Here is an 18,265-nt window from a genome sequence, read left to right on the forward strand (position 1 = left end):
TTTATGGAGATGACCGGGCACCACACCCTCAACGATTTGTTCGCACAACTGGGGTTAGCCTCAGAGGATGCAGAAATACACGAGTTTCTGATTTCACACTACCTGCAGCGGCACGAGAAATTATCTGCGGCGCCTTTTTGGACCGAGGGGCAGCGCCAGTTTTTAGAGAATGCCATAGAAGAGGATTCTGACTGGTGCGTCGCAGTTGATGAGCTGGATTCCCTGCTGCGTCATTAATGCGCCCTGGCAATGGTCAGTTGCCCGCCCCTGCGCCGTATCCCATAGGTTATACTACGCCGAATTCAACCGATTAAGCTGGGGCTAAGGCCCCGGCCGCGTAGCGATATCCGATGGAAAAACCCCGTTTTCGAGCGGCCCTGCTGCACCCCCGATACTGGCTGACCTGGTTATTATTTGGGCTTTGGTTCCTGGTGGCTCAATTGCCCTATCGCTGGCAGTTGGCAATGGGCCGCGGTTTTGGTCGTGCAATGCTCGGGCTGGCCAATAGCCGCCGTACCATTGCCGAGCGCAACCTGGCCCTCTGTTTCCCCGAGCTCAGTGATTCTGAGCGGGCGACATTGCTTCTTCGCAACTTTGAATCCAGTGGCATGGCTCTGATGGAAACCGGCATGGCTTGGTTTCGCTCCGCGCGCTGGTTGCGAAGTCACTGTATTTTTGAGGGCCTTGATCAGTTACGGGATATCCAGTCCCAGGGGCAGGGCGTATTACTGATGGCCATGCACTTTACCACCCTGGAGATGGGGGCGGCGCTGATGGGGATGAGTATTACCCTGGATGGCATGTATCGCCCTCACAAAAATCCCGTCTACGACTATATGCAGCGCAAGGGGCGAGAGCGTCACACCCGCGGTGGAAGCGTCTATCAGCGCAAGGATGTACGTGGAGTATTGCGCGCCCTGCAACGCGGGCGAGCGGTCTGGTATGCTCCAGACCAGGATTATGGGATCAAGCAGGGAGTTTTTGCGCCCCTGTTCGGTGTTCCTGCGGCAACTGTGACAGGTACCTCGCGATTTGCCCGTGTGGGGCGCGCCAGAGTTGTGCCCTACATAGTTACACGGCTGGATGACAACTCCGGCTACCGCCTCAAAGTGTACGATCCCATTGATGAAATTCCTTCCGGGGATGAACTACAGGACGCTATTCTGGTCAACCGCTTCATCGAAGCGCGCATTCGCGAGGCTCCAGAGCAGTATATGTGGGTTCACCGACGCTTTAAGACCCGCCCAGAGGGCGCATCCAACGTCTATGAAGGGGTGCGCAAGAAGAAAAAGAAGCGCAGGAAAGTGGCGAGCTAGTCGCACTGGCATAGATTCTGCGCCCTAAGTAACATACTGGTTCGACTCTGGCGGTGCTATTCCAGGCCGAGCGCGATAATTAAGGAGTGAGGATGTTTACCGGCAGTATGGTGGCCTTGGCCACCCCAATGTATGCAGACGGAAGCCTGGATTGGGACAGTTTGCGCAACCTGGTTGAGTGGCACATTGAACAGGGCACGCGCGCGCTGGTCGCTGTGGGGACCACTGGGGAGTCCGCAACCCTCGACGTTAACGAACATATTGAGGTTATCCGCCGGGTGGTGGATCAGGTCGCCGGGCGCATCCCGGTAATTGCGGGAACTGGCGCCAATTCCACCGCAGAGGCGATTGATTTAACTGAGAGCGCCGCCCGCTGTGGTGCCGATGCCTGTCTGCTGGTAACGCCCTACTACAACAAGCCGACCCAGGAAGGTTTGTACCAGCATTACCGTGCGATCGCCAAGGCTGTGCCGATTCCGCAGATTCTCTACAACGTGCCCGGCCGCACCGCAGTGGATATGTTACCGGAGACAGTTCAGCGCCTGTCCTCAATGGGTAATATTATCGGGATCAAGGAAGCCACTGGTGACCTGGAGCGCGCTAAAGTTTTATTGGATACCCTGCCGGAGGGGTTTGCTGTCTACTCTGGTGACGACAATACTGCCATGGAGCTTATGCTGCTGGGAGGCCAGGGCAATATCAGTGTTACCGCCAATGTGGCCCCGGCGGCGGTAGCCCAGATATGTGAGGCCGCGCTGGCCGGAGATGCTGTGACTGCGCGGGCAATTGACCAGCGTATCCAAATATTGCACAAAGTTTTGTTTTTGGAGTCCAACCCGATACCGGTGAAATGGGCTCTGCGGGAGATGGGGCGTATAGATGGCGGTATCCGCCTGCCGCTGACCAGCCTGTCGCCCGAGCATCATGCTACAGTGCGCGAGGCTCTGCGCAGTGCCGGCGTACTATAAACCTGCGAATCGTGAATTAACCAGGAAAGCTTTAATGAACAAATTGACCGTTGGAGTCGCGCTCTGTATTTCCAGTCTCAGCCTGGCGGGTTGTGGTGTGTTCGGCAACGATGGCTATTTCCGCGATCGCAGTAACGATTACCAACAGGCGGACAGTCTGGCGCCACTGCAGATCCCTGAGGGTATCAATGCCAAGCACCAGGAAGAACTCTACGAAATTCCACAGATCGCCAGTAACGGTTTGGAAGAAGGGGACTTTGAAGTACCGCGTCCCCAGGCTCTGTCAGTCAATGCAGGCTTGGAGCGGGTAAAGATTCAGAAGCTGGGCAGCAATCGCTGGGTACTGGTCACCCAACCCCCGGAAGAGGTTTGGCCCCAGTTGCACTATTTCCTGCGCACTTCCGGGTTGACTGTGGAAATGTCTGATGCCAGCGCCGGTATTATGGAAACCGCCTGGATGACTTTCAATGAAAGCCCAGATACCAAGGACAAATACCGCCTGCAAATCGAGACCGGTGTTCAGCCGGATACCACTGAGATCCACGTGCGTCATTTATCCGTAGCGGTGGACGCTCCAGTCGGTGGTACGGTCAACTGGCCGCAACTCTCTAGCAGCCCGGAGCGCGAGGGCTGGATGATCGATGAGATGTCTACCGCCCTGGCCACAGAAGAATCCGGTGCCTCCGCCTCCCTGGTGGCCCAGGCCATCGGTGGCAGCTCTGTGAAAGTACAGTTGCGTGAGCCAGCTGGCCACGAACCCTATATTTCCATGGGGCTTGAGATGGATCGCGCCTGGGCCACTGTTGCTCACGCCGTCAATGCCGGTGCTTACCGTCTGCATAGAGAGGATTCCGATATCGGTCTCTTCTATGTCACCTACGATGAAGAGCGCGAGTTGGCAGAGAGTGAAGAGGACGATGGCGGTTGGTTCTCCTGGGGCAAGAAGTCCAAACAGGAAGATGAATTGGCCGAAAGTGCCGACCAGGTAACCCTGCAGCAGATCCTAGCCGGTATTGATACCTCCAAGAGTAGTGAGCCTGCGCTATTCAAGGAAATCAAAGGACTCGGTGTTGGTTCAATTCCCGAGGATGGCTATCCCGGCTACCTGATCGTGATCCGGGGTGGCGACGATGATGAGATTGAGGTGCGCGTCCGCGATACACGCGGCCAGCCGCTCTCACGCAATAAGGCCTCCCAGCTGCTGCTCTCTATTCAGCAGAATCTGATTTAATAATGGGCCTGCGCTTCGCCTCACTGGGAAGCGGCAGTAAAGGAAACGGTACATTGGTCGCCACTGGCGACCAATGTCTGTTGGTGGACTGCGGCTTTACCATCAAAGAAACCGAGCGACGCATGTCGCGGCTCGGTATGTCTCCCGCTGATCTCGCGGCAATACTGGTAACCCACGAGCACAGCGATCACCTTTCCGGTGTCGCACCGCTTGCGCGCAGGTATGGCCTGCCGGTGTATCTGACCCCCGGAACTCTTCGCGCCCGTGATATCGGTAAGTTGCCGCAAGTGCACCTGATCGAAGGGCATCAGCCATTTGTGCTCGCAGATATTCAGGTAACACCGGTAGCTGTGCCTCACGATGCCAGAGAGGCCGCACAGTATGTATTTCGCAGTCGTGGCAGCAGTCTGGGTCTATTGACCGACCTCGGTACCGTAACTCCCCATGTGGAATCCCATTTTTCCGGTTGCGATGCACTGGTCCTGGAAGCCAACCACGATCCGCAGATGCTGGCCCAGGGGCCATATCCCCCCTCTCTGAAGCGACGTGTGGGCGGTGCCTACGGACACCTGAGTAACCAGCAGGCTGCAGGATTTCTCCAGCGTGTGGGCTATGAACAGCTACAACATCTGGTGGTTGCCCACATTAGTGAAAAAAATAATACCCTAGAGCTAGCTCGCTCGGCATTGGCAGAGATGGTGGAGAGTGTCGAGAACTGCATTTTTGCCTGTCAACAGGATGGCTTTGACTGGCTTACCGTTGAAGCTCGAGGCTAATGGGTCCTAGAGTATTAACTTAATTACCTCTCGATAATAGCGATAATTTTTTTGCTCAACAGCGCCACCATAAGCGCTGATGACTTTGTAAGGACTGGGGCAGTATGGAAACCTTACTCGTTTATTTAGTGGTGGGGGCTGCGGCTGGCACGATCGCCGGCCTGTTTGGGGTCGGTGGTGGTTTAATCATCGTACCGGCCCTGGTGTTGGTTTTCACCGCAATGGGGATCTCCCCGGATATCCTCACTCACATGGCGGTGGGAACATCTCTCGCAACGATCATTATCACCTCTATCAGCTCCGTGCGCGCACATAACAAGAAGGGCGCGGTGGATTGGCGCTTATTTTGGGTGATGACTCCAGGAATCCTTCTCGGCTCCTGGCTTGGGGGGGTGACAGCGGAGTGGCTGCCCGGTGCCTGGCTGCAACTGTTAATTGGCGTCTTTGCCATCATTATGGCCATTCGTATGTGGTTGAGTGGCTTACGGCACAACGGGGTGGAAGAGGGGGAAGGCAATCTACCGGCTGCACCCATAATGACTATTTCTGGTGCGGGGATTGGTTGGGTTTCGGCAATCTTCGGTATTGGTGGTGGCTCCCTCACAGTGCCATTCCTGTCCCGCTGCAAAGTGCGAATGCAGCGGGCAGTGGCCACATCTGCAGCCTGTGGCTTACCCATTGCTATAGCGGGGGCTCTGAGTTTTGCGGTGCAGGGTTGGAGTAATATTCTGCTACCGCAATGGAGTAGTGGCTTTATCTACTGGCCTGCCTTTTTAGGTATTGTGGCGACCAGCACGATTTTCGCCCGACTCGGTGCCAACCTTGCCCATCGTCTCCCGGCAAAGTGGTTGAAGCATGGATTTGCGGTGTTGCTCTGTGTCATTGGTGGACGTTTTATTTGGCTGAATAGTGGCTTATTGGCCCTTTAAAGTTTGGCTTGTATGCTTTGCCCGCTTTCCGGCTTGGCCTCACAGGGATAGCTAAACTGAAGCAACATGGAAATGTTGTTTGTTTACCTATTACTCGGTGCTATAGCGGGTACGGCAGCGGGCCTCCTGGGAATCGGCGGGGGGCTGATCATCGTCCCGGCGCTGGTGCTGATTTTTTCCGCGATAGGTATATCTCCCGAAGTACTGACCCATATGGCTGTGGGCACCTCTCTGGCAACCATTATCATCACTTCAATAAGTTCGGTCTGGGCTCACAACAAAAAGGGCGCCGTGGATTGGCATCTATTTTGGGTGATGACTCCAGGAATACTTTTGGGGTCTTGGCTGGGGGGCGTGACTGCGGATCTGTTGCCGGGCGCCTGGTTACAGCTGTTGATCGGTATCTTCGCCATAGTTATGGCTGCACGAATGGGCTTGAGCAGTTTGCGCCCCACCTCTCAACAGGAGACTGATGATCACTTACCTGGTTCGTTGCCCTTGATCAGTTCAGCGGGATTCATCGGATGGCTCGCAGCCATTTTTGGTATTGGCGGAGGGGCACTGGTAGTTCCCTATCTATCGCACTTCGGTGTCAAAATGCAGCGTGCAGTGGGTACCTCAGCGGCTTTTGGTCTGCCTATTGCTCTTTCAGGTTCGCTGAGTTTTGTTGTACAGGGGTGGGGCAATAAGTTATTGCCGCACTGGAGTAGTGGCTATATCTACTGGCCGGCCTTCCTTGGGATTGTTCTTACCAGTGTGCTCTTTGCCAAGTTTGGAGCGAACCTGGCTCACAGAATATCTGCCAAACGACTGAAGCTGTGCTTTGCTATATTGCTCTGCATTATTGGGATTCGCTTTATTTGGCAAAACTTCAATCTGTTAACGGGGCTGAGCTAGAGCTACTTTCTCACTTATTAGTGCTCGATGGGTGACGAAGAGGGTTTCTTCATTGATTGGTGTTTGAGGGTTGGGATATCAGAAATAAAAAAGCCACTGTAAAAACAGTGGCTTTTTGTTGTGATGATGGTTTCCCTTAGCGGATACCGCACATACCTTTTTTCAGCAGCGGTGAGATAACAATCATCAGTACACCAACACCAAGGCCCCACCACATCAGGTACTCATACAGGTTGGTATAAGTCGTCAGGGTAGAAGCGAGATCGGTGCCACCTTCCTGAGGGACAGCGGCCATCTTACCGATACGGGTAGCTACAGTTTCAGACAGTGCTGTCGCCAGGAACCAGGTACCCATGCTCACACTGACCACCTTGCCGATAGACAGCTTGGTAACCGCGGAGAGGCCAACAGGAGAAAGGCAGAGCTCACCAGAGGTGTGCAGTAGGTAGGCGAGTACCAGCCAGATCATCGCTACTTTTCCAGCCTCTGTGGGGTAAGCGGCACCCAGTACCAGGGCGCCGAAGCCCAGGCCAGCTTGGATAATACCCAGCCCGAATTTTACCGGCGTGCTCGGTTCCCAGCCGCGCTTGCCCAACCAAACCCACAGGGAGGCGAAAGGAATGGCCAGCAGCATGATAAAGCCTGCGTTGAGCGAGCCAAACATGGAAGCGCGCACTTCACCATCACCAATGGAGCGGTCCAGTACACGGTCTGCATACAGGGTCATAGAACCTGCGGACTGCTCGAACAATGCCCAGAAAACGATGGTAGAGGTAATAAGGACCATGAGTACTACGGTGCGGGAGAATTCCTCACTGTAGTGGCGAATAAAGCCGTAACCAATGAAGGCGACCAGCGCGAGCAACATGCCACCCAGCCATAGGTCTTCCCCACTGAAGGCCCAGATCAGACCGAGGCCGGCAGACAGGGCGGCCATACCGATAGCGACAAAATCAGTGCCCTTACTATCTTTGTACAGCATGGAGAATAGGATCAGCCCGACGATGGCGACGATCAGGAGGCTGTTCTGAGCCAGGTGCACCATGGGCTCACTCTGTACCAGGTACCAAACCAAACCAAGAGAGAGGATGGCGCCGAGGTAAACGGCCCACTCTTTGTTGATAGGACCAAGTGCCTTTTCTTTCAGCACTTCCGGGCGACTCGGTTCTGCCAGGCCATCAAGGTACTTCTGACCCCAAACAAAGGTGATCAGGCCGAAGACCATACCGATACCGGCGAGGCCGAAACCATAGCCCCAACCGTAAGTTTCGCCCAGCCAGCCGCATAACAGGGTGGCAATAAAGGAACCTACGTTGATGCCCATGTAGAAGATGGTAAAGCCGGCATCGCGGCGGGAATCATTCTTCGGATAGAGTTGGCCGACAATGGTGGAAATGTTGGGCTTCAAGAAGCCAACCCCCACGGTGATCAGTGCCAGGGCCATAAAGAAGACTTTGAGGGCCACTACATCCTGAATAATGACCTTCTCAGTCAGGGTCGTACCTGCCGCAATCACGCTGCCATCATTCAAAGTAATGGCTTCGGAAAGAACTGTACCTGCGGCATAGGAGATAGCCTGATGGCCTTCCACAGCCATTAACAAGTGGCCGAGACATAGCAGGACACCACCAAATAGTACTGCCTTGCGCATACCCAGGTAGCGGTCGGCCAGCAGGCCACCGATCAGAGGCAGGGCGTATACCAGGCCGGCATAGGCGCCGAGTACGTCGTAACCCGCGCTATCGGTAAAAAGGTGATACTTGGTGAGGTAGAGCAGGAGCAAGTACTTCATCCCATAGAAGGAAAATCGCTCCCACAGCTCTGTAGCAAAACAGATATAGAGCCCTTTCGGGTGGCCGAGCAATTCGCCCGAGCTCGGAGAGGCCGCCGTGGTGACGTCCGCGACATTAGAAGACATAGAAGTTCCTCTGTCTGTAATAGTTATTGGGGAACCTCCGCCAGCCGCTCACTCGAAAAGGACGAGATCGAACAGACTGCTCCAAGAGCTTCCAGTACAACGGGCAGAGTTTACCAGCTGTCTAAATTCCAGGCGAACCGTTGTGGAACAATTTAGAGAAATGGTAATCGGGTGCTTCCATTGAGGCCTGATAAGTGGTAAATCCTGTATAAACAAGAATTTCAAGGGGAAAATAACAATGAAAGCCCCATTGTTGCTAAGTCTGTTCCTGTTGTTGAGCGCTTGCGCCAGCTTGCCGCCCGGTGAACATCGGCCAGTCAGCCTGGAAAACGCCTTGAGCGGTGAGGTTCTGCTCGGTAGAGCCGTCACGTTGGAGGAGTTGCCCCAAGAAGATCTCCTGGGAATAGATTCCGATTTGCGGGCCTACCTGCAGGAATTGGCTCCCAACGCCAGTCCGCAAAGCCGCTTAGCGGCATTGATTCGGGCCTTTGAGCAACGAGACTTTACCGTCGAGTACGATGAAAGTAGCACCCTAACGGCTATGGAAACCTATCGTCAGGCGCGCGGCAACTGCCTGGCTTTCACTCTGATGATGGTGGCGATGGCGAGAGAATTGGGGGCTAAGGCTTCCTTTAATCAGGTGGAAGTACCTCCTGTTTGGAGCCACGATGAGCCCGAGACCTTTATCGTTTACCGCCATGTAAATATGGTATCGGAAAGCTCTCGCAGTCGCCGCGTAGTCGATTTCAACCTTGCCGCCTATGACCCCGCTTACGATCAGCACATCCTGGATGACACAACAGCCTTTGCCCTCTACTACAGTAATCGCGGGGTTGAGTTAATGCGTGAAGGAGAGAGAGAGCAGGCCTTTTTATATCTGCGCAAGGCTCTGGAGCTACGTCCGCAGAGAAGCGATTTATGGGCCAACTTGGGAGCTATGTACAGCCATTTCGGTTTTCTAACCGAGGCGCAGCAAAGTTACCAGCAAGCCCTGCATTTAAAAAGCAGCAACCTCGTTGCAATCAGTAATCTGGAGCGGCTCTACCGGCACAACGGCCAACAAGCACTTGCCGATGAATACGCCAAGCGTGCCCGCTACCACCGGGAACGCAATCCCTATTTTCTCTTCTACCAAGCGCGAGATGCCTATGAGCAGGGAGACTTCAAGCGGGCCGAACGCCGCTTGCGCAAGGCTGTAATGCGCCACGAAGGCGATCATCGCTTCCACTTTTTACTCGGGTTGACCAGATATCAGCTTGGGGAAATGGCGGCATCAAGGGAGAGCTTTGAAGAGGCCTTCTCGCTGGTGAGGAACTCTTCTACTGCTAATGCTTATGAGAGGAAGTTGAAGCTGTTATTTGAGGGAGGGTAACCGTTGCCAGCCTAATCGGTGACCAACAACCTTGCCATACGGCAAGTATGCTTAGTCGCGATAGTCAATATAATACTTTTATCATGGTAAGCATTTTTTTTTTGTTTTGGGTGATTTTTTATTGAGGGAATGGAGAGCTGGCTCGTTCTGTCTAGTGTTGGGAGCTGAAGTAGCCATGGGGGTGGTTGCTTCATGAGTAAACTCAAACCTATCTAGTAGGCAGATAGCCCTACCTTAGAGAGAGACAAAACAATGAAAAGGAATATCCTTTCGTCTGCAATCAAGACAGCACTTGGAGTATCTGTAGTCCTTGGGGCAACCGGCCAAGCTTTTGCCCAGCAAGCCGCGGATGCAAACGACGCAACCCTAGTTGAAGAAGTGGTGGTAACGGGTTCGCGCATTACCCGATCCAATCTGGAAGCTTCTACGCCGATTACAACCGTAAACTCTGAGAATATCGAATTCTCTGGCATGGTAAACAGCGCCGATGTGTTGCGTAGCCTGCCTGCGGCTGGTGTATCAGGTATTACTGGCAACAGTTCAAACTTTGCAACTGCTAACGGCGGTGTTAACACTGTTAACCTGCGTAACCTCGGCGAAGATCGTACTCTTGTTCTGGTCAATGGTCGTCGCTATGTTTCTGGTGTGGCCGGTACCTCTGCTGTCGACTGGAATACCATTCCCACTGAGTTGATTGAGCGCGTAGAGGTTATCACTGGTGGTGCTTCAGCAATCTATGGTTCCGATGCCTTAGCGGGTGTGATCAACGTTATCCTCAAAGATGATTTTGAGGGCGTTAGCATCACTTCCTCTCATGGTGAAACTGTAGAGTTTGGTGATGATAAAACAGACCGCTTCAATCTTACTGCGGGCAGTAATTTTGCGGACGGCAAAGGTAACGCCGTAGTCTCTCTGACTTACACCGATCAAAAAGGTATCTTGGCTCGAGACCGTAAGAATACAAAGGTGGATGATCTCGCGCTTTGTTATTTCACCGGCGAAACTGCCGATTGTGATAAAGAACAAGAGCCCTACTACTCTTCCTACTCTGAAAATGGGCGTTTCTTCCTGCCCTCAAATGATAAGGTGAACTGGACTGTAGACAACGGAGAAGTGGTCGATTGGGATGGTGATAAGTACGGATTCAACCGGCAGCAGTTCCGCCGCTACTCAGTACCTACTGAGCGCTATCTGATCAGCTCTAATCTGTCCTATGATCTTAGTGACTCTCTAGAGTTGTTTGTTGAGACCTCCTTTGCGCGCACTGAAACCCAGACCGAAATAGAACCGTATCCGTTTGATGCTCAGGACGCTCTAAATATCGACGGCATACATATTGACAATCCTTATATGCCTGCAGAGCTGCGTAATCTTGCGGTTGCAGCAGAGGATGAGTATGTTTCCTTCGTTCGACGTACTACCGAGTTGGATCAGCGTGGATCCTATGCTGAGCGTCAGACTTTCCGTGGCTTAATCGGCCTGCGTGGTGAGATTAATGACTGGAACTGGGATGCCTACTTTGGTCAGGGCCAGATGCAAGATAGCCAGCGCAGCACTGGGCAGATTAACGTTTCCAACTTCCGCAATGCCTTAAATGCGGAGCTGGATGTAGAGAACAACCTGATCGTTTGTGCGGACGAATCTGCAAGAAAAGAAGGTTGTGTGCCGATCAATGTGTTTGGTTATGGCTCTATCTCTCCAGAGGCTGCTGAATATGTAAGCGCTGTATCTATGCGCGACCAGAGCACCAAGCAAACCATCGGTGGTATTAATATTAGTGGTGAGTTGCTGGAGCTCCCTTCTGGTCCTTTGAGCCTGGCTGCAGGTCTTGAGTATAGAGATGAGTATGCAGCAGATTTGCCTGATGCCCTCACTCGTTCAGGGCAGAATGGTGGTAATAGGGCGCCGGCTACAGAAGGCGGCTTTGATGCAACTGAGCTGTACGTGGAAATGGAAGCCCCGATCCTCTCGGGTCTGCCTGGGATCCAAGAGTTGAGTGTGGGCGCGGCGTATCGCTTTTCTGATTACGATACTGTAGGTAGCACCGATGCTTATACCGCTCGTGTTTCCTGGATTATTAATGACGACCTGCGTGTTCGTGGTCAATATGCCCGAGCGATGCGGGCACCTAATGTAAATGAGCTGTTCGGTGCTGGTGGTGAAACTTTCCGCACCATTAAAGACCCCTGTGATGGCGTAACAGCTGATGCTACGGGTACTGTTGCTGAAAACTGCCTTGCCGTTCCCGAGATTGCTGCTCGCGTTGCCGAAGTAGGTGTTTTCGAGCTAAGCCAGCCTGAGATTCAGGGAACCGGTGGTTTCGTTGGTGTTGGCTCTGAAGACCTTGAAGCTGAGACTTCAGACAGTTATACCCTTGGTGTGGTTTTTGATCGTGATCTGGGAATCGGTAGCCTGAGTGTTTCCGTTGACTGGTTTGATATTGAGATCGAAAATCTGATTGACACTGTTGCAAGACAGTCTTCCTTGGATTTCTGCTACCAATCAACTACGGGTCCTAACGAGTTCTGCGGAAATATCGATCGTGACTCTGAAGGTGCGGCTAATCAGTTGGGTGAGCTTGTTGGTGTAAACTCAAAGTTCCTCAACGAAGGTACCCTTGAAACCGAAGGTGTTGATGTTCAAGTTCAATGGGGTATGGAACTCGGGGCAGGCCAGTTAGACTTGTCTCTGAATTATGCTCATGTTCTTGAGTTTACTCAGACTAAGTTTGGTGTTGAGGAAGAGCTTGTAGGTGAAGTTGGCTACTCTGAGAATAAATGGATTGCAACTGCCAATTACTCTCTGGATCGCTTAATGGTTCAGTGGGAGACTAACTTCATCGGCGATGCTGTACCTAGTAATAGCGATGAGTTCTTCAAGTTTGATGTTGGTAGCTTCGTAACTCATGATCTCTACGCTTCCTATCAGTTTACAGATAGCATCAGTGCAAACCTGGGTATTAACAATATCCTGGATGAAGAGGCTCCTGTAATTCTGTCTGGTGTTCCAGGCAATATTACTGGCCACGATACTGCGTCTGATGTTTATAACGATATTGGTCGTAGTGCATTCGTGGGTGTACGCATGGATTTCTAATAATCCTTGATAGACTCACCTAATAAAAGCGGGCCGCAAGGCCCGCTTTTTAGTTTGTTTAATTTTATTTTCCCTCCTTCTTTAAACCTCTTGGTTTCAAGCCGCCTCTTTACCCTCTAAAGATTGAAGGCATTCATAATTATCGGTTGTTTAATGGGGCTTCTAGCTCTCCCTTCCAATTGCTTGTTATTAATTGACGGCTCTCTTTATATTTATTAGTGTCTTTTTTGCCATATGTGTCTTTTTTTATTTTGAGGTATAGCCGATATTATTGAGGTTTTTTAGGGTTAAAACGTTTTAGAGTTTGTTGGGAATAAAGTGACTACTTGGGGGTAGTAACTTTCTACATAGTCAATAAAGACAACAGACAATAAATCCAACGATCTCTAGAGAGGATTGACAATGAAAAAGAGCCTTCTATCAGTGGCTGTGAAAGGAGCTATAGGTTTCACTGCAGCTGCGATCATGGTTCCTGCCATGCCTGCTTTTGCTCAGCAAGATGCGGAAATGGTTGAAGAGGTTACAGTGACCGGGTCGCGGATTGAGCGTGCCAATGATGTAAGTGTCAGCCCTGTTACTACGGTGAGCGCCGAAGATCTCAAAGCAACTGGCATCGTTCGTGTTGAGGACCTAATTAACGATTTGCCACAAGTTGCCGCCACACAAACGGCAGGGCAGGCGAATGGGGCGACGGGTACTGCAACCGTGTCTCTGCGTGGCCTTGGCGCTGAACGTACTCTAGTTTTGATCGATGGCCGCAGAATGCCGGCAGGCTCTCCTCTTGAGGATGGCTCAGGTGCAGACCTCAACCAAATTCCAGGGGCCTTGGTTGAGCGCGTTGAAGTTCTGACCGGTGGCTCGTCTGCGACCTATGGATCAGATGCAATCGCAGGTGTTGTCAACTTCATCATGAAAGATGATTTTGAAGGTGTTCGCTTCGAAACACAGACTAGTGTTTATCAGCATAACAATGACAATAGCGGAATGCAGCGTCTGGTGGAGTCAAATGGCTTCGATGTAGCAGATGGCAATGTTACCGATGGTGAAACTAACGATTTTTCATTGATCATGGGTGCAAACCTGGACAATGGTCGCGGCAACGTTACGGCGTATGCGAACTATCGTAAGATTGACGCCGTTCTTCAATCCGATCGCGATTATAGTGGTTGCAGCCTCAAGGGCAATGCCGATAACTTCGAGTGTGGCGGTTCCTCCACTGTACCCTGGGGGCGTTTTACTGACTTTGGATCAAATAAGGGCGATACAACTGAAGGCTTTGATTACAGTCTCGATGGTAATGGCGGACTTACGGAATTTAGCCAGCTATATAACTATGGCCCATTAAATTATTTCCAGCGACCGGATGAACGTTGGACAATGGGTGCTTTCGGCCATTATGAAATTAATGATCATGCAGAAGCTTATGCACAGCTGATGTATACCGATGATCGGACCGTTGCGCAAATTGCCCCTTCCGGTGCTTTCTTTGTTACGAGCGACCTTTACTGCGGTAACCCGCTACTCTCAGATGAGCAATTTGAAGCCTTCTGCGGTGTTTATGGCCTTACAGAAGATAATTACGTACGCGATTTAACTGTTGTAAATACAGATGATAAGACTGGCGTACAGACTAAAACGCCAGGTGCTCTCTACATTGGTCGTCGAAATGTAGAAGGTGGCCCTCGCCAGGACGATATGCGCCACACTTCCTTCCGTGGGGTATTCGGTTTACGTGGCGATATTAATGATAACTGGAACTACGACGTATATTACCAATTCTCAGAGGTAAGCTTGGAGCAGACTTATTACAATGATATGTCTGTAACTAATATTCGCCGAGCGCTGGATGTTCGCACTGATGATCGAGTTAACGAGGATGGCGAACCAGTTGCTGAAACCTACGGCCAACCAGTATGTCAGTCCGTTATTGATGGGTCAGATCCCAACTGTGTGCCCTGGAACGTTTTTGCTGAGGATGGCGTAACCCAAGAGGCCATCGACTACTTGGTACTTCCTCTTTACGCGCGTGGCACAACTGACCAGGAGATTCTTTCAGGCTATGTAACCGGCGATTTGACCGATTATGGTTGGAAACTGCCAACAGCGGAGAATGGTATTGCGGTTGTTATGGGGCTTGAAAGCCGTCGCGAAACCCTAAACTATTCACCGGATATGGGCTATCAGAATGGTGAAGGCGCTGGTCAGGGTGGCCCGACCTTACCTGTAGATGGTTCACTGAGCGTCAAAGAAATTTTTGGTGAAATGAATGTTCCTCTCGTTAGTGGCATGCCGGGTGCCGAATACTTAGGCTTGGAATTGGCCTATCGCTATTCTGATTATTCAACTGACGAGCAAACTAATACCTACAAAGTTGCTGCTGATTGGCAGCCAATTGATGACCTCAAACTCCGTGCTAGTTTCCAGTCAGCTGTTCGTCATGCCAATATCCAAGAATTATTTCGCGCACAGTCTATTCAGTTATTCGATATGGACTACGATCCATGTGGTTCACGCACAAAGTCAGATGGTACCGTAGTTGGCCCAACTGCTACCCTAGAGCAGTGTATGAATAGCGGTATTACTGCTGCAACTTTTGGTAATGCGATCGACTCTCCCGCTGGCCAGTACAATTATATTGGTGGTGGTAATTCTGAGCTATCTCCAGAAGAGTCTGAGACCTTCTCACTTGGTTTTGTGTACTCTCCGGCTTTTGTTGAAGGTCTAACTCTTAGCATTGACTACTTCAACATTACTGTTGATGAGGCTATTGATTACATTAAGCCAGAGACCATCCTTGATAAGTGTCTCGAGAGTGGTGACGAAATGTTCTGTGGAGCGATCAACCGTGGGGGCAATGGAAACCTGTGGATTGGTACTGCGTCGATTACCGCTGTTGATGTAAATATTGGCTACTTTGAAACTGAAGGTTTCGACATCAATGCTAATTATGGCTTCGATGTTGGTAGCTATGGCGCCGTGGACATGAACTTCATCGCAACCTACTTGACTAAGTGGGATCAGCAGGAGTTCGACGGTCAGCCTACCGAAGAGTGTGCGGGCTACTGGAATGGCTCATGTGGTACACCAACACCTGATTTCGTTAGCACGCTGAGAGCTACCTGGTCCACTCCTTGGAATGTAGACATCAATGGAAGCTGGCGTCATATTGGTGGTGTCACAGATTTAGGTGAGAATAATGCAGACTTTGATGCAATTAATTACTTCGACCTCTCTGCCGCCTGGGTAGCTTCTGATAACGTAACTATCCGTAGTGGTATCAATAATGTCTTTGATAAAGAGCCGCCACTAACTGCTGATGCTGGTTCCAGTATTTTTGGCAACGGAAATACATTCCCTGGAATCTATGACGCCCTGGGTCGTTATGCTTTCTTAGGCTTGACCGTAGACTTCTAAATATCTTTATTTAGATAACTGATGTCAAAAAGGCGCGACTAAATGTCGCGCCTTTTTTATGGGTAAATAATTAGTTACTTTAAAAAACGCTTGAGGTTTAAAGGCGTTAAGTACTCTAAATAATTGTTGCTCCGATTTACAGAAGATAAATAAATTGGCTCTCTTACCTGCCAAATACTTGCCGTCTTTACATGGTTTCTTCGCTGGGAAAACTCTAAACAATTGGGGTCCCAACATAACCCCAGAAAATTAAGCGCGCTGCCAATTGCAGTCTTGGGATTGGTCACTAAGTCTTCATACTGTATTTGATACAAATCACCAGGAAATAAGCTCTCCCAATATTTCATCAATCGTATATGCTCCGAATAAAAATGGGCAATTTGCTCAAGATCGAAGGAGTAATTCAGGTTTTTATTGAGTTGCTGGAAGTATATGGATATGGCGTTGTCAAGTAGATTGCGTCTTGTCCAAATTATCTTGGATTTTGGGAATGCTGTTTTTATTAGTCCAATGTGAAGAAAGTTTTCCGGCCTTTTATCGATAATAAATTGCTCGCCGGAGACTATCCCTCCAATTTCTTCAAAGTAATCTTTAGAAATTTTAGTGAAATAGTTACTATCCTTTTTGAGTACCGACTGTGGGTAGCCTCCTCTCATTTCTTCGATTTTTCTTACAACAAAATCTCTCTCGCCAGTAGATAAAATACAACTATGGCCGCATAGCATTTGTTCTAGAAGAGTTGATCCGGAGCGAAGCATTCCGCAAATAAAGATTGGAGTAGATTTATTTTGGCTGTGACGTACTGTAAACCATTCCTTAGAGAATGTGTTTATTAAGTCGTCAGTTAATTTTTCTTGCTCTATAGGGTTGTAATAGATTGTTCTCTTTCTTCCTATATTGTTAGCTTGGCTAATACAAGAAAACGCTTTACTAAAGAGCTGGCAGTCGTCATATAATTTCCCTAGAGCAAAGTATAATTCTTCATTCTCTGTGTCACTCAAATTCTGGCTGTTTAATAAAGCAGATATGTTTTTAATGCGAGTATCTGATTGATTTTTCGCGGTATACATATGGGCCATTCTAGCAAGGGCTAGACTGTTTTTTCTGTCTATTGATAGTACTTCTTGATAAAGGGGAATAGCCTTTTTCTTTTCTCCGGACTCTTCATATATGCCTGCAAGATTTAATAGGGCTGGTGTATGCATTCCGTTCAGTTCTAGAGCTTTCTGGAAGCTCTCTATTGCTTTGTTTTCCTCTCTTAATTCGGAGTAGATAACACCAATATTTGTATAGACTTCTTCTTGAGCCGAGATATCTTTATCAAGGGATTTTTGATATGTTCTCAGTGACTTTTTAAGATCTCCTGACAACTTTAAATTATATGCTAAATTGAAATAGATATCGGGTGAGCACTCTGGTTCATTTTCGATATATTTTTCGAGCGACCTTATAGCTTTGTCAGTCTCGCCTAAAGACTCGGATAAATTATAAAGCTCAAGCCAATAAAGAGGTTCCTCTTTTGATTCTAATGCCAGTGATTCTAGGTGGTTAATTGCTTTGTGAGCTTTACCTACCCTTAGGTTTATTTGGTAAAGTTCTTTTAAGATAAGAGATTTTTCATTCTTACTGATGGAAGGTGTTAGCAACAATTCCTGCAATTTTTTTTCGGCGATTGAGAACTGATGCTGACTTGCGAGCTTTCTAGTCTCCTGGACTTTTTGTAGAAAAAATTCTTTCATGAAAAAATATGAAATAATAAAAAGCGCCTTCAAAATAAGGCGCCTTGAGGAAATTAAACAAAGTTATCTATTCAACCCAAGAGTGGATTGTTACCCTCCTTCTGGATTGCCAAGCACTCCTTTTCGGTTCTGCTTGCTAAGCATTTTCGAAGACTCATGTGATATTTTTTCCCACTCTTCAGCTGACATACATGTCTTTTGCTTAAATCGTGACCCTGTGATTGCTCGAGATTTACAGATTAATTGATTGCTAGTGTCTTCAGTCAAATTGCGCTGTGAGGTCTGAGCTGACTCATTGCCGGTAGTGTTTACCTGCTGCTTATAGCTTGAATCATTTGCGCAGCCGGTTAGTAATCCAAGCCCCAAAGCAGAGATAAATAGCCCTTTGTATTTCATACGATATATCCACTTATCGAAGATCAATCCATCACCTTCATAAAAGGTGAATGTAATAATGTTACCTTTTGTTAAATCAAATATCATCCAATGGCTGACAGAAATATAAGGTAAGAGGGTATTTTCTTAATACAAGCTGATATTTAATTGTTGCGGATTATCCCAAGATGGTCATAAAGAGCTGACGCGTCCCTTTAATTTTTTGTCATTCAC

The 18,265-nt window shown here is 49.6% G+C and carries 13 protein-coding genes; 10 read left to right on the forward strand and 3 right to left on the reverse strand.

Going from position 1 to position 18,265, the window contains the following annotated elements; genetic code table 11:
- The first annotated feature begins 3 nt into the window (after window positions 1-3).
- From ACJJID_RS01110 to ACJJID_RS01140, 7 genes are all read left to right on the forward strand, one after another.
- Entirely contained in the window at window positions 4-237 is a 234-nt protein-coding gene (locus ACJJID_RS01110) for a DUF2789 family protein (RefSeq protein WP_152451645.1), read from the forward strand.
- 113 nt (window positions 238-350) lie between these two features.
- Window positions 351-1,316 carry an LpxL/LpxP family Kdo(2)-lipid IV(A) lauroyl/palmitoleoyl acyltransferase gene (gene lpxL / locus ACJJID_RS01115; RefSeq protein WP_444921115.1) on the forward strand — a complete coding sequence of 322 codons (966 nt, stop codon included), beginning with the start codon at window positions 351-353 and terminating at the stop codon, window positions 1,314-1,316.
- A 92-nt stretch (window positions 1,317-1,408) separates the two neighbouring features.
- A complete protein-coding gene (dapA, locus tag ACJJID_RS01120; protein ID WP_152451649.1) occupies window positions 1,409-2,284 on the forward strand; it encodes a 4-hydroxy-tetrahydrodipicolinate synthase in 876 nt (291 codons plus the stop codon).
- Between the two features lie 34 nt (window positions 2,285-2,318).
- Window positions 2,319-3,515, forward strand: coding sequence for an outer membrane protein assembly factor BamC (gene bamC / locus ACJJID_RS01125; protein WP_444921116.1), 1,197 nt, complete (start codon window positions 2,319-2,321; stop codon window positions 3,513-3,515).
- Window positions 3,516-3,517: 2 nt separating this feature from the next.
- Window positions 3,518-4,291, forward strand: a complete 774-nt coding sequence (locus ACJJID_RS01130; protein ID WP_444921117.1) for an MBL fold metallo-hydrolase — start codon at window positions 3,518-3,520, stop codon at window positions 4,289-4,291.
- A 104-nt stretch (window positions 4,292-4,395) separates the two neighbouring features.
- Window positions 4,396-5,220, forward strand: a complete 825-nt coding sequence (locus ACJJID_RS01135) for a sulfite exporter TauE/SafE family protein (protein ID WP_444921118.1) — start codon at window positions 4,396-4,398, stop codon at window positions 5,218-5,220.
- A 66-nt stretch (window positions 5,221-5,286) separates the two neighbouring features.
- On the forward strand, window positions 5,287-6,117 hold the full coding sequence (locus ACJJID_RS01140) for a sulfite exporter TauE/SafE family protein (RefSeq protein WP_444921119.1): 831 nt from the start codon (window positions 5,287-5,289) through the stop codon (window positions 6,115-6,117).
- 136 nt (window positions 6,118-6,253) lie between these two features.
- On the opposite strand, the gene ACJJID_RS01145 is transcribed toward ACJJID_RS01140, so the two are convergent.
- Window positions 6,254-8,035: a peptide MFS transporter gene (locus ACJJID_RS01145; RefSeq protein WP_444921120.1), complete on the reverse strand. Its 1,782-nt coding sequence runs from the start codon at window positions 8,033-8,035 to the stop codon at window positions 6,254-6,256.
- Window positions 8,036-8,273: 238 nt separating this feature from the next.
- On the opposite strand from ACJJID_RS01145, the gene ACJJID_RS01150 reads away from it, so the two are divergent.
- From ACJJID_RS01150 to ACJJID_RS01160, 3 genes are all read left to right on the forward strand, one after another.
- Complete coding sequence (locus ACJJID_RS01150) at window positions 8,274-9,407, forward strand: tetratricopeptide repeat protein (RefSeq protein ID WP_444921121.1); 1,134 nt, start codon at window positions 8,274-8,276, stop codon at window positions 9,405-9,407.
- A 252-nt stretch (window positions 9,408-9,659) separates the two neighbouring features.
- Window positions 9,660-12,503 carry a TonB-dependent receptor plug domain-containing protein gene (locus ACJJID_RS01155; RefSeq protein WP_444921122.1) on the forward strand — a complete coding sequence of 948 codons (2,844 nt, stop codon included), beginning with the start codon at window positions 9,660-9,662 and terminating at the stop codon, window positions 12,501-12,503.
- Between the two features lie 402 nt (window positions 12,504-12,905).
- Window positions 12,906-15,917, forward strand: a complete 3,012-nt coding sequence (locus tag ACJJID_RS01160; protein ID WP_444921123.1) for a TonB-dependent receptor plug domain-containing protein — start codon at window positions 12,906-12,908, stop codon at window positions 15,915-15,917.
- Between the two features lie 74 nt (window positions 15,918-15,991).
- On the opposite strand, the gene ACJJID_RS01165 is transcribed toward ACJJID_RS01160, so the two are convergent.
- Window positions 15,992-17,689 carry a tetratricopeptide repeat-containing sulfotransferase family protein gene (locus ACJJID_RS01165; protein WP_444921124.1) on the reverse strand — a complete coding sequence of 566 codons (1,698 nt, stop codon included), beginning with the start codon at window positions 17,687-17,689 and terminating at the stop codon, window positions 15,992-15,994.
- Between the two features lie 57 nt (window positions 17,690-17,746).
- Window positions 17,747-18,052 (reverse strand): hypothetical protein, encoded by a 306-nt coding sequence (locus ACJJID_RS01170; RefSeq protein ID WP_444921125.1) that lies wholly within the window; start codon window positions 18,050-18,052, stop codon window positions 17,747-17,749.
- Between the last annotated feature and the right edge of the window lie 213 nt (window positions 18,053-18,265).

The organism is Microbulbifer sp. CnH-101-G, from assembly GCF_052466775.1.

Excerpts from the sequence above, each read along its gene's own strand:
- ACJJID_RS01145 (WP_444921120.1), bottom strand. The coding sequence starts at position 8,035 with ATGTCTTCTAATGTCGCGGACGTCACCACGGCGGCCTCTCCGAGCTCG.
- ACJJID_RS01130 (WP_444921117.1), top strand. The coding sequence starts at position 3,518 with ATGGGCCTGCGCTTCGCCTCACTGGGAAGCGGCAGTAAAGGAAACGGT.
- ACJJID_RS01110 (WP_152451645.1), top strand. The coding sequence starts at position 4 with ATGGAGATGACCGGGCACCACACCCTCAACGATTTGTTCGCACAACTG.
- bamC (WP_444921116.1), top strand. The coding sequence starts at position 2,319 with ATGAACAAATTGACCGTTGGAGTCGCGCTCTGTATTTCCAGTCTCAGC.
- ACJJID_RS01150 (WP_444921121.1), top strand. The coding sequence starts at position 8,274 with ATGAAAGCCCCATTGTTGCTAAGTCTGTTCCTGTTGTTGAGCGCTTGC.
- lpxL (WP_444921115.1), top strand. The coding sequence starts at position 351 with ATGGAAAAACCCCGTTTTCGAGCGGCCCTGCTGCACCCCCGATACTGG.
- ACJJID_RS01155 (WP_444921122.1), top strand. The coding sequence starts at position 9,660 with ATGAAAAGGAATATCCTTTCGTCTGCAATCAAGACAGCACTTGGAGTA.
- ACJJID_RS01135 (WP_444921118.1), top strand. The coding sequence starts at position 4,396 with ATGGAAACCTTACTCGTTTATTTAGTGGTGGGGGCTGCGGCTGGCACG.
- ACJJID_RS01170 (WP_444921125.1), bottom strand. The coding sequence starts at position 18,052 with ATGAAATACAAAGGGCTATTTATCTCTGCTTTGGGGCTTGGATTACTA.
- ACJJID_RS01160 (WP_444921123.1), top strand. The coding sequence starts at position 12,906 with ATGAAAAAGAGCCTTCTATCAGTGGCTGTGAAAGGAGCTATAGGTTTC.
- dapA (WP_152451649.1), top strand. The coding sequence starts at position 1,409 with ATGTTTACCGGCAGTATGGTGGCCTTGGCCACCCCAATGTATGCAGAC.
- ACJJID_RS01140 (WP_444921119.1), top strand. The coding sequence starts at position 5,287 with ATGGAAATGTTGTTTGTTTACCTATTACTCGGTGCTATAGCGGGTACG.